Origin of the sequence: Paraburkholderia sp. BL18I3N2 (assembly GCF_003001875.1) — a bacterium.
GTDB lineage: Bacteria > Pseudomonadota > Gammaproteobacteria > Burkholderiales > Burkholderiaceae > Paraburkholderia > Paraburkholderia phytofirmans.
Map to the genome: position 1 here is coordinate 1 of NZ_PVNC01000044.1, position 11,277 is coordinate 11,277.

Genomic DNA, 11,277 nt, shown 5'->3' on the forward strand with positions numbered 1-11,277 from the left:
CGTAATGGCGGTCATCGGGCCGTCCACGCCGCTGTTGCGCCATGTGTGAGCCAGTCGCAGACGGACTGCCCGCTCACGCCGAGTTGCCCGGCGGTAAGCTTGCGCTTGATCCTGTGTCCGAGCAGCGACAGGGCCGCGCTCGCGTGTCTCGATGCACCAGGAACACTATCCTCCATGCCGTACAATTCGTAAAATCGATTGTTTTGATGGAACACATCCACATTATTTATAAGTTGGGATCATGCGTTTCAAGGGCCTCGATCTGAATCTCCTCGTCGCGCTCGATGCTCTGATGACCGACCGTAACCTCACCGCGGCGGCACGCAGCATCAACCTGAGCCAGCCGGCCATGAGCGCGGCCGTCGCCCGGCTACGCGTCTATTTCTGCGATGAACTGTTTACGATGAGGGGCCGGGAACATGTCCCCACACCGCGTGCTGAAGGGCTCGCCGCTCCAATCCGCGAGGCTCTGGTGCACATCCAGCTCTCCGTTATTTCCCGGGACGTCTTCAACCCGGCCAAATCGGATCGCCGCTTCAGGATCATTCTTTCCGATTTCATGGCAGTCGCATTTTTTCGAAAGATCGTGGAGCGTATTGCACGGGAAGCTCCCGCCGTCGGCTTCGAATTGCTGCCACTTGCCGATGACCCCGATGAGGTTCTCCGGCGCGGCGAAGCCGATTTTCTTATCTTGTCGGAATTGTTCATGTCGAGCGCGCATCCTAAAGCGAAGCTGTTCGAGGAGACACTCGTGTGCGTAGGCTGCCGCACGAACCAGCAGCTATCAGGGCAGCTCACATTCGAGAGATATATGTCGATGGGGCACGTTGTGGTCAAGTTCGGACGTACGCGGCGGCCCTCCATCGAGGAGTGGTGTTTGCTTGAGCACGGTCTCAAGAGACGGAACGAGGTCATCGTGCAGAGCTTTAGCATGATTCCGCCTATGCTATTAAACACTGACCGTATAGGGACGATGCCCTTCAGGCTGGTCAAGCATTTCGAAAAAACGATACCTGTGCGGATCTGATTGTTGCCTGAATGGCGCTGCGGTGATGGACGACGCTGCGACTGCGCGATCGCTGGGTGCTGAAGATCATCATTAATCAAGTCTATCGCTCACAGTACGCGTGCGGTGCGCCACGGGGACTGTCGTCGTTGTCGACGCTAGCGGCCGTTATGTAATACAGGTTTCTCGGACGGTTGTGAGTGATCGCGATGGTTCGGCAGCGTGCCACCACTCCGTGCACCGAACTCACGACTTAACGTCGGACTTCCACGGCCAGTGAGCGCTAGTTTCAACATTTTCTCGGTCCTTCTGGATCTGCTCGCGGTTGAGCCTGGCTTAGCTGGAGACTGCAACTTGGTTCGTCGAGATTCGGTCGGCGTCGGCTTCAGTCGATGCCGCATGCACCTCCTCGCTAGCTCTCAACAACGGCAGACCGAGGCCAAACCGCGAAACTTCGCCCTTTAACGCGGCGATATCCGCCCGCCATGTATCCGCGTTACCGACAAGCAGACTGCGCTGGACTGTGGAAGTGAGACGCTTGCGATTCAACTCAGGCGCTAGCTTCACTCCCTACAGGGAACAAATACTTGGTAATTTGTTCTCGAGTATGTTCTATCTCGATGACATCAGTAATCAGCCCATTAATTTTCAACAATTCTGGGTTTTCAATTTCATCAGTCAGTTTTCGCATTATGGATCTGGTGGTTTCATCAGACTCAGACATTACTTTCTTCATCGTGTCCGGGCTGAAAACGCCGATGTGGGCCCGCGGATACGCCAGTACTGCCACAGGCTCAAATCCAGGACCACCCATGGCGTACACGCCTCCCGTATACGCTTTTCTGGCAACGAGCAGTAATTTTGGTACCTTGCATCGAACATGTGCTCTGAATAATTCCGCTGCGGCCGAAAATATGCCACTATTTTCAGCTTCTCTACCGATCATAAATCCCGGGATATCGGCAATGAATATGATTGGCATGTTGGTTTTTGCGGCAATATTTATCATTTTTACCATTTTTGAGGCGGATTTCCGATAAATTGCACCTCCATTATGTCGGGGGTTGTTGGCGATAATTACAGCGAAATTTCCTTTGATGCTCGCGTAGGCGGTCAACACTTCCTCCGCGTATTCGGCGCTTATCTCCGTAAAGCTGCCTTTGTCGATAAAGGAATTCAGCAAATGATGCATGTCATAGGGTGTGCGATGATCTGTTGGAATTAATTTTTCAAAATCAACCGCATCGGGCTCTTCATATTCAAGACCATGGGGTCCCTTGCCTTTGAAACTTCCATGCAGTAATTTTCTTATGCACTTGAATAAACCTTCTTCATCTTTGAATACCAGTTGAACCGAGCCCGAGCCCCTGCTGTGAACGTCTGTTCCACCTAGCGAATAGAGATCGGACTCCTGGGCCAGCATTGCCTTCACCATATCCGGACGACCCATACATAGAGCACCTTTCTCAGTCATCAACACTAGGTCTGCGAGCATCAACGGTAAAGCAAGTGGACCTGAGGTCGGACCGAGTATGACGGAAATTAGCAAATTTCCTTCCGCAAAGTCTGCGAGGGATGCACTGACCCTGCCCATTCCGAATGGAGATAAAAGTAATCTGGCCATGTCCGGCGAGAGCACTTTCGTGGTGTCGAAACTGCCTGTCCCTCCTGTCTTGTCCTGAATGTAGATTAAGGGGGCGCGTTCATCCCGGGCCTGAGTTACTGTGCTGATGATCTGCTCGGCAGTGCGCCACTGTCCGCCTCCCTGAAATTCACAGTCTCCTCCGCGATTCATGACCAGAAAGGTTTTTACCAAATTTATGGTTCCTTCGCCGCAGATGAAATGACTTTTTGCGGCAGGTTGACGGTCAACAAAACTATCTGCGTCAAAGAGCACGTTTATTCTTTTCAACGAAATTTGCATTAGCTATCTGCCTCCCTGGCAATGCGTATGAATGTTGGCTGTTATCGGTGCCGTGCGACGGCCGCACGGCAGTCATCGCGCACGCGTCGCTACGGGGTACGCACCGACGCGCAAGCGGTGACGAAGCCGCCCGCGAAGCTGGTTGGTAGTTGCGCTGCGTGCAACTCGCCGTCCGCAGCGGTCCTGTGCGGTGCTGAGTGGCAGCCTCATTTTCAGGAAGCCAAAATGTCTTCCATAGACATTGCTGCGGCCAGAAGGCGGCGGTCCTGGCCCCGCGCGGCGTCAATACTCAACCCCACCGGTAATGCATCATCGGGAGCAACTGGAAGGGTGATAGAAGGTATCGCGGCGTTGCTGGCCAAGTCGGTGTTACGTATCACCTCGGCAAACAGTCCCGGCCTGCTGGCATCGCTCAGATGAGGGACGCTACGCGGAACTGTCGGGTACACGAGAAAATCGATGCCTCGAGTGCTGAACAGCGAGTCTATTTGTAGACGTAAGACGCCTATATTCTGAATTGCTGATGAATAATCGGCGGCAGATATAAGCTGTCCACCAAGATTGGCGTGAATGATGTTGCGGACAATTTTGTCGCGAATGTTATCAAATACGGCATTTATCCTGTTTCCCCATCCTAGGGAAAGCAATGTGCGGGGAAAGTCAGTGAAGAATTCGTAAACCGGAATGGTGAAGGTTCCGGTTCTATTCAGGTCAGCAACAACCGCGTCATCCAGTTCAACGCACTGGAAACCAGCGCAAGTCAATCGCCTGACGGCATGCCAGCAATACTTTCGGACATCATCCTCCAGGTCAGTCCACATGGAGGCCGGAAGGCCTATTCGGCCGCGAGTATTTTTCTGTTTTGGCGGAAGGTGGCTATCGGGGGACAGCAGGTCATATAGAATTAATGCATCTTTCGCCGTCCGCGTCAGAAGGCCCGGCGAATCCTTCGTGCGAGAAACTGGAATGATTCCGGCCGAAGACCAGCGACCACTTGTGGGCCTGAAGCCGGTGATACCACAGAAGGCGGCCGGTATCCTTACGGAGCCGCCGGTGTCCGTTCCGATCGCCATCGGAACGATGCCGGCTGCCACAGCAGCGGCACAGCCGCCACTGCTGCCGCCAGCCAAATGCCCTGGAGCCGCTGGATTTCCCACCGTTCCCCATCGAGGATTGACCGATGTGATACCAAAGCTGAGTTCATGCATGTTGTTCTTGCCGGCAACGACAGCACCGAGCGCTCTCAGCTTTCTGACAACAAGCGCATCGCGCGTGGCTATACAACCTTCCATCCCCGGTGTCCCGGCAGTGACAGGGAGCCCCTTAACACAAATATTGTCCTTTAAGGAAAAGGGAATGCCGTAGAGCGGTGCGCCTTTCAGGGCATCATTCGCTTTAGCGAAATGCGCGTCCGGGCCGCAAGCACGGATGAAGCAGTTGAGCTTTTTCAGATGCGAATCAGCGCTGAGTGCACGCTCACGGATTTCAGCCGCTGAAAGTGCACCGGTACGTATGCCATCGCAAAGCGATTCCACAGTGTTTTTCGAATACATAAAATTTCCGCGAATAGGAGGTCATCGTGTCCGATGTCAGTAACGATAAGCACTGCGGATCTCGTCAAGAGGATTGCCCGGTAAAAGATTTCCTCCTGCGCTGCGTATGACGGCGCAGGCGCTGTTCACAGCCGTCTGCACAGCTCCCTCAATCCACCCACCGGTAAAAGAGCAGCCACATCCTGCCAGATAAAGGCCGGAATCCCATGCGGGATCATTCGCGGTCTTGAACTGAAAGAAGAGACGCTGCGAGTAAACGTCTTCGCCCGGATAGTTGAGCTTAAAGGCACCCGAAGAATGCGGATCGGTCAGCCAGTCATGGTGCAGGATGCTACGTTCATAGTCGTCATCGGCGGGAACCAGGTGGCGCGCAAGTTCTGGATGGAATGTAGCAAGGTCGTCAACAAAGCACTCACACCGCTGTTTTTTGTCGGGAACACTCAGTAGCTTGTGAGCGTCATCTTCCCAAGTGTAACTAAGCAGAACCACACCCTGACCATCTGGCTTATCGGGTTCGTAATCAAGGCAATATACTCCTCTCGCAAAACTGTCAGACTGGATGGTGACTGGCAGGTCTTTAGTGATCCAGAACTTGTCGCGGGTGAGCATGAATAGCTTTGAGGAACCCGTAAGATGCGTTTCCCTGACGGCTCGTGAGACGTCGCGGCTGAGAAACGTTTCGTCGTCGGTCAGGCAATGAACCATCTGCATTGCCCTGTTGTTGCTAGTGACGATCACTCGGTCGAAAACCAATGCCTCGTCTTCATCAGTTACCAGCGTTATCTTTCCATTCTCTTTGTAGATGCGACCCACGCTATTGAAGCGAACCCGTTCAGAAACGGAGCACCCTGCGATCTCCGCTCCCGCCAGGCGCTCAGCCAGTGTAGAGATTCCGCAGGAAATCAGGCGTTGATCATCCAGATAGCCGTTAACGACCAAGCGCAGTATTTCGGTGAATCCGGCCTGATAAACAGGTAGGAAACCTCCGGATCCTATTCCTAAAGAGCCAAACAGCTCAAAGTGATAAGGCCTTTCCCAAGGGATACCTCCGGGGGGGCGAGGGCCAGTGAAAATCGCGACAATGGCCGCATAGAAAGAACTGTCACGGAACACATCGAGCCACGTTTGCCATGCCGCACGCGCTTCCTGAAAGCGATGTGATTTCAACATGACCGTGATTTCTGTCGGCGCTACAAGAGATGTGCCATTGATCACGCACCCTTCCTGTAAAAATGCCCTCCAGCCTTCATGAACGAGCTTGAACAAAGGTGGCGGCGAATCCCCCGCCGGCCAGGTATGGCGAGTGCCGCGATAATGCAATTCGGTATCAACCACTCCTGGATCGGGGAAAGACGTGGTCGTGGAAATGCCGTGTTTGTTCAAATAATGGAAAAGACCGGTTGCACTCGGAGGGACCCGCATTGCGCCCATTTCAGCAATAAGGTGCGGGTACCGCGGATCAAATACTTGTGACCATATTCTTCCTCCAATGCGATCGCGGGCCTCAAAGACCGTAACGTCGGTTACGCCTGCCCGCATCAGCTCAGTCGCCGCCACAAGACCGCTGATACCGGCCCCCACGATGCCAACGCGCGGAGTTGGAGTGCGTGATGAAAAGGAGCCGATTCCCCCTTCAGACTCGCAGAGCTGGAGGAACGGCGCGTAGTCATACAATAGGTCAACAGTCGGTGATGGACTTTGTGACGATGCGACGTGATTTTTCATGGATTTTCTCCTTTATGGCAATGCATCCACTTGAGGAATGATGATGGCTGGAAATAGCGCAGGGACCTTCGACAGAAGAGATCGAGGTTATTTATTCCGTTGCCGATAGCTGTGCTGCTCCTCGGCAGAAAAATGCTATTCATCGTGAATATCCATGGATGCCACGATATCAAATTGACTGCGGTCATATCAAACAAATAAAATTGATGTTTGTAGCAAGCTAACGTGAGAGTAGCTTCGTCAGCCATGACTCACTACTGATAAAGGGAGTTGGTCGATTTGTGAGAAGATATTTCGGGCGTGCGCAAGCTATTTCGTCCGCCCTGAACAATCCGTTTGGCGTGGTGCCAGCCGGCGCGTGTCAAGGTACTCGCCTCAGTCATGCAGCCAAATGCTGTTTAAGTGCGGTGTGCGAGGCCATCGTGACGACTGACTCGCGCCCGGATTGGGGGCGACGGCGCCGATTGGCGTCCAGTGCAGCGTGACGGCATGATCGATGTTGTGATATTAGGCAGCGAACTCGTCGGACCAACGGTTGAGCACGACTATGCGACTACCCTCAGAGGATCAGTTGATTCTCATGTCGCGAAAATTTTTCAGCTACCGTTATCGGCGTGATCGAATTTCAGCGCTTTCAGCGCTTCGGCGAGGCGCAAATCGAGCGTCGGGCGATCTGCGGCCGTAAACAGCACATGTCCGACGCGGGCGCAAAAGTCCGTCAGTTTTGGGACTGTACCGCCGATGTGCGAAAGAACCTCGACCTCTTCGAAGCCGGGCGTCGCGCGCACGCGTTCGACCGCAGCGGCGCCGGCGAAGCGCCCAGTTGCGGCCGTGAAGAACTGCACACCGCTCACGCGCGTCGCATGCCTTGCATCACAGAGGGGCGCTGGATCGGTGTCGCCGAGATGACTGCGTATCATCACTTCTGGCAAGGAGATGGACTTGCTGAGTTCAACCAGCCGGTAAATCCGATCACCTCCGAGCCGTGCGGCGATCTCGATGAGCACGGGGCCGTCGCGCGTCATGCGCGCCTCTGCATGGAAAACGCCGAGGTTGAGGCCGATTTTCGCGGCGACCTCCTCGACGTAAGCGACCAGCGCTGTGCGATGCTCTGGCGCCAACGCTGCTTCGACAATGTGCCCCATCTCGACGAAATACGGCTCGGCACTCAGCAGCTTTTCTGCCACCGCAAGCACGCGCGGCCCATGTCGGCCGACGTAACCTTCGATGCTGTACTCCGGACCCTCGACATATTGCTCAAGTAGCAACACGTGGCCAATTTCGCGACCCATATCTACAACGCCGTGGCGCATGGCGCGCTCGACCGCGAGCTGCAGCCCGACAAGAGAGTTGACGCGCGTCGCGTGCTGGTTACCGCAGCCGTCCACAGGCTTAACGACGGCTGGAAAGCCGACCTGCGAGGCGGCCGTCACGATGTCACGACGATCTGCGATTCGGGCGAATCGGGGCCCCGCCAGTCCCGCAATTGCGAGGTGTGATCGGCTGCGGTACTTGTCGCGAGTGAGCGCTGCCGCTTCGAGCGGCAGATGCGGGAGACCGAGCCGAGCGGCCGCTTCCGCCGCTACATCGACTGAGTATTCGAACCCAGGTACGATTCCATCGGCGCCAATGGCGCATGCGGCGGCTGCGACGGCGCTCGACGAAGCAGTGTCCACCACCGTGAACGACGTGACGCCCGCCCGTAGGTCACGCGGCACGACGCGCTCGGCGGAAAACACGTGCGCAGCGACACCAAGGCGCGCAGCGGCGGCGACAAGCGCTGTGCCGGACGACGCCGGTTCAATCACTATGATGGCGGTCATGGGGACGTTCCTTATATAGCAACAGTTTCGCGTCGGGGCGTGGTCGCCACGAGTAGCTCGTCGAAGTACTCGTGGAGCAGTTCGATGAAGTGGCGCAAATAGGTCTCAGCCTGTTTGATTCCGCCCCACCCGTCGATTGCCCGCTGCAGACCGACCCACATCACATCATCGTGACCGTGAGATCCGTCGTGCTGAATGTGGTCGAGCGGGCGCTTCACGAGATCGTGCCCGAACGCGCGCGCTCCTGCTTCGGTGATGATTTTGTTATAGCGATCCGAATACCATTCGACAAACCAGTTCCAAACCATTGTCGGCAGTGGACCGTCGCGGCTAATGCTCAAATAAAGATAGCCAATCAGCTTGTCGGTGCTGTGGAAAGGTGCGATGCAGTCGATCTCGGCTGCAGACAGGCTGAATTTCTCGATGTCACGCAGAAATAGCCCCTCATGCCGATATTCTTCTGCAAGGTATTGCGCGAGAATTTGCGCGAGCGTGTTGTCCTTGAAGCCGATTTTGTACAGCGCGAACGCGTCGACCTCGTTGTTAAGGCGGATTCGCAACACTGTTTCGATGAGGTGGCGACGATAGTATTCACTGTCGATCCAATCGCCACGATGGAAGGCGGCGGTCTCCGGCGAAGTAGCGAACATCTGGGCGACTGCGTCTTGAGCGACTCGCTCAAGACGGGCTCGATCGTTGCTTGTATTCATATAACCATCCAGATGAAATAAAAAACAGGGCGCACCGGTTACTGTTTATGCCTGCCGGACGAACCAGGGGCACAGCTGCCTTTACAATAAGCAATGATGTCCCTTGGAGAGTCTGAGAATTCTCCTGCAGTGGGGGCTAAGCCGCGTTGCAGTCGCTGTGCGGGGACAGGGCGCTGTCGGGCGCTCCTAGACGATTTTTGATCAGCGTGGCTTTTGCGAGTGGATTCGTGCCAAACGTTGCGGAACGCTCTCGCCTCGAATGTTTTTGTCGACTGAAGCTAGCTGGTTCGATCTTCTCGTGTGCCGCCACATGGAAACTCCTTCTCGAGAGGTGGCTGGACCATGGCCACGAGCGCTAACACCGCAAAGCGGTGTGGTAGCCAGGTTGTGCTAATCGTGCTGTATGCCATCGTCGCGGGTAACGGCACTGTACTTCATTGGATCGCGCATATGGATGCGACGGTGGACATCGGCGCGGTAGCACGCACGAATGTCACGGACGCTTTCAGCAACGCGCATCCGGTTTGCTGTCCGTTCAATTCCTCTTCATCTATGCTCTCTGCGTGAGTGACGGAAGGATATTAACCGCGGCTGTATGCGTGGTATAACCTGATAATCTTTATGTTTGCATGAGGGGAATTGATGATTCGCGATCTCGACAGCACGCTGCTCCGTACGTTCGTTACGGTGATAGAAGCCGGCAGCGTGAGCAATGCGGCGGTGACTCTTCATCGCACCCAGGCTGCCGTGAGCATGGCCCTTCGGCGTCTCGAAGACGAAGTCGGCCAACGCCTGCTCGAACGTTCACCGCGCGGCGTGAAGCCGACCTCGGCGGGCAGCCTGCTACTGCCGTATGCACACAAGGTGCTTGAAATTGGCCTCGCGGCCCGTTCCGCGCTGACTGTCGGTGACGTCTCGGGTACGGTGAGGGTGGGCATTCTGGAAGACATCGCAATGAGTCACCTTCGCCATGCATTGCGGCAATTCTCAGCATCGTTTCCCGATGTCTCGTTGGAGATAGTCGTTGATGCGAGCCCGGCGTTATCGCAGCGGCTCGCAAGCAACACACTTGATTTCGCGATCGGCGATCCTGCGCTGATCCACGCGGAGCCGCTCGTTACCTGGCGGCATCCGCTTCGCTGGGCCGCCGCACGTTCCCGCAATGCCGACCTGCGTGATGGCCCCCTACCAATCGTCGCATTCGGCGGAGCATGTCGATGGCAGGAGAACTTCTTTGCGACGTTGCTTGACGCTGGCATCGTGTGGCGCGTTGCCTGCACGAGCACGAGCCTGTCGGCGATCCAGTCGGCCGTCGAGGCCGGACTCGGCATTGCTTTACTGCTCGACTGGCACGTGCGCCGCGATACTATGCACGTGATCGATCCGCGTGCTGTCGGGCTGCCGATGCCGCCTGTGGCTGAATTCGGTCTATTCAGCCACGCGAATTCGAACGACCGCACGTCCGCAGCAACCGCACTGCAGCGCTTCCTCTTTCGCTCGCTGCAACTCTGTTTGCCAGAAGACGGCGCACTCGGCAGAGAACGCGCCACCATGCCGCTACGTTTTCCCAACTGATCTACGTCGTGCCGCGGGTTGCGTCGAAGGGGCGATCTTTCGATGCGTCGACATCCGCAGAATAGTTGCGCCGAACAGTCTTGATCCTAACGCAAGCGTCCAGTCGGAGATTTGGTGCGAGATGAAGAAGCCGGCGGGCGAACTTTGACGAATGTCAATGAAAAATCCGGATCAAATTTATTAACATTATTTTCAGGATTACTGATATCGCACATTAATCTTGCACCAAAAAACAAAATTGGCTGGGCAATTGGCCGGATTAGGGGAACACTGATTTATCAGGCCCGGCCGTCATCGCTGAGGTGTCCGCTGAAGGATCTGGTGATCCAGGTCGAGCGAACGAAGGCGCAGATTCGCGCACGGGTCGAGCATCCGTCGCATATCGTCAAGAACCTGTTCCGTCGTCGCAAGGTGCGCTACAGGGGACTGGCCAAGAACATGGCGCAACTGTTCAGTCTGTTCGCCCTGGCGAACCTGGCGATCGCGCGAAACCGGTTGCGGTCGGTTCATGGGAGCAGTCCGTCATGCGTATGAAAAGTGCGAGAAATGAGGCGCATCCTCGGGTCAAACTCACCAGACTTGCCAACGCTTCATTTCTGCATCCGGAAATTCCGACCCATCGCCGCCGACAACCTCGCGGGATGGCCTATCAATCAGCGATTCCTTAACAGCCCCTAATATCATTTTGTTAAGGCTTCTTAACAGTCCCGGGTCGTCGAGCGCTGCGTCAGGCGGATCGCCAGCGTCTGCTGCCAGTAGTCATCCTCCACATAGCCCGGCTCGGCATAGCCAGTTCCGCAGTCCGCCCCACCAGCTCGACATGCGTGGGCATAACCACACTACGACACTTTGACCCGTATGCCGCAGGCTTGGATCAGGAAGTGGCGCAAATCGGTTGCATTCGGCGCCCGCTTGTACTGCGTGGCGAAAGAGCGGATGCGCGCAAGCAGGAGCGGGATGA

General features: G+C 55.7%; 6 protein-coding genes and 2 pseudogenes. 3 read left to right on the forward strand and 5 right to left on the reverse strand.

Going from position 1 to position 11,277, the window contains the following annotated elements:
- Positions 1-241 precede the first annotated feature (241 nt).
- Positions 242-1,024: pseudogene (locus B0G75_RS39490) on the forward strand (LysR family transcriptional regulator); the annotation flags it as partial.
- A 532-nt stretch (positions 1,025-1,556) separates the two neighbouring features.
- Here B0G75_RS39490 and B0G75_RS39500 read toward each other — a convergent pair.
- The 5 genes from B0G75_RS39500 to B0G75_RS39520 form a co-directional block, all read right to left on the reverse strand.
- Complete coding sequence (locus tag B0G75_RS39500) at positions 1,557-2,930, reverse strand: carboxyl transferase domain-containing protein (RefSeq protein WP_106286437.1); 1,374 nt, start codon at positions 2,928-2,930, stop codon at positions 1,557-1,559.
- Between the two features lie 212 nt (positions 2,931-3,142).
- Positions 3,143-4,483, reverse strand: coding sequence for an amidase family protein (locus tag B0G75_RS39505; protein WP_106286438.1), 1,341 nt, complete (start codon positions 4,481-4,483; stop codon positions 3,143-3,145).
- Positions 4,484-4,519: 36 nt separating this feature from the next.
- Entirely contained in the window at positions 4,520-6,208 is a 1,689-nt protein-coding gene (locus tag B0G75_RS39510) for an NAD(P)/FAD-dependent oxidoreductase (RefSeq protein WP_106286439.1), read from the reverse strand.
- Positions 6,209-6,804: 596 nt separating this feature from the next.
- Complete coding sequence (locus B0G75_RS39515) at positions 6,805-7,947, reverse strand: ATP-grasp domain-containing protein (RefSeq protein ID WP_258194178.1); 1,143 nt, start codon at positions 7,945-7,947, stop codon at positions 6,805-6,807.
- A gap of 95 nt (positions 7,948-8,042) precedes the next feature.
- Complete coding sequence (locus B0G75_RS39520; RefSeq protein ID WP_106286441.1) at positions 8,043-8,741, reverse strand: hypothetical protein; 699 nt, start codon at positions 8,739-8,741, stop codon at positions 8,043-8,045.
- 642 nt (positions 8,742-9,383) lie between these two features.
- On the opposite strand from B0G75_RS39520, the gene B0G75_RS39530 reads away from it, so the two are divergent.
- A complete protein-coding gene (locus B0G75_RS39530; protein WP_106286443.1) occupies positions 9,384-10,316 on the forward strand; it encodes a LysR family transcriptional regulator in 933 nt (310 codons plus the stop codon).
- A 306-nt stretch (positions 10,317-10,622) separates the two neighbouring features.
- A pseudogene (locus tag B0G75_RS39535) lies at positions 10,623-10,850 on the forward strand (transposase); the annotation flags it as partial.
- Positions 10,851-11,277: the final 427 nt, after the last annotated feature.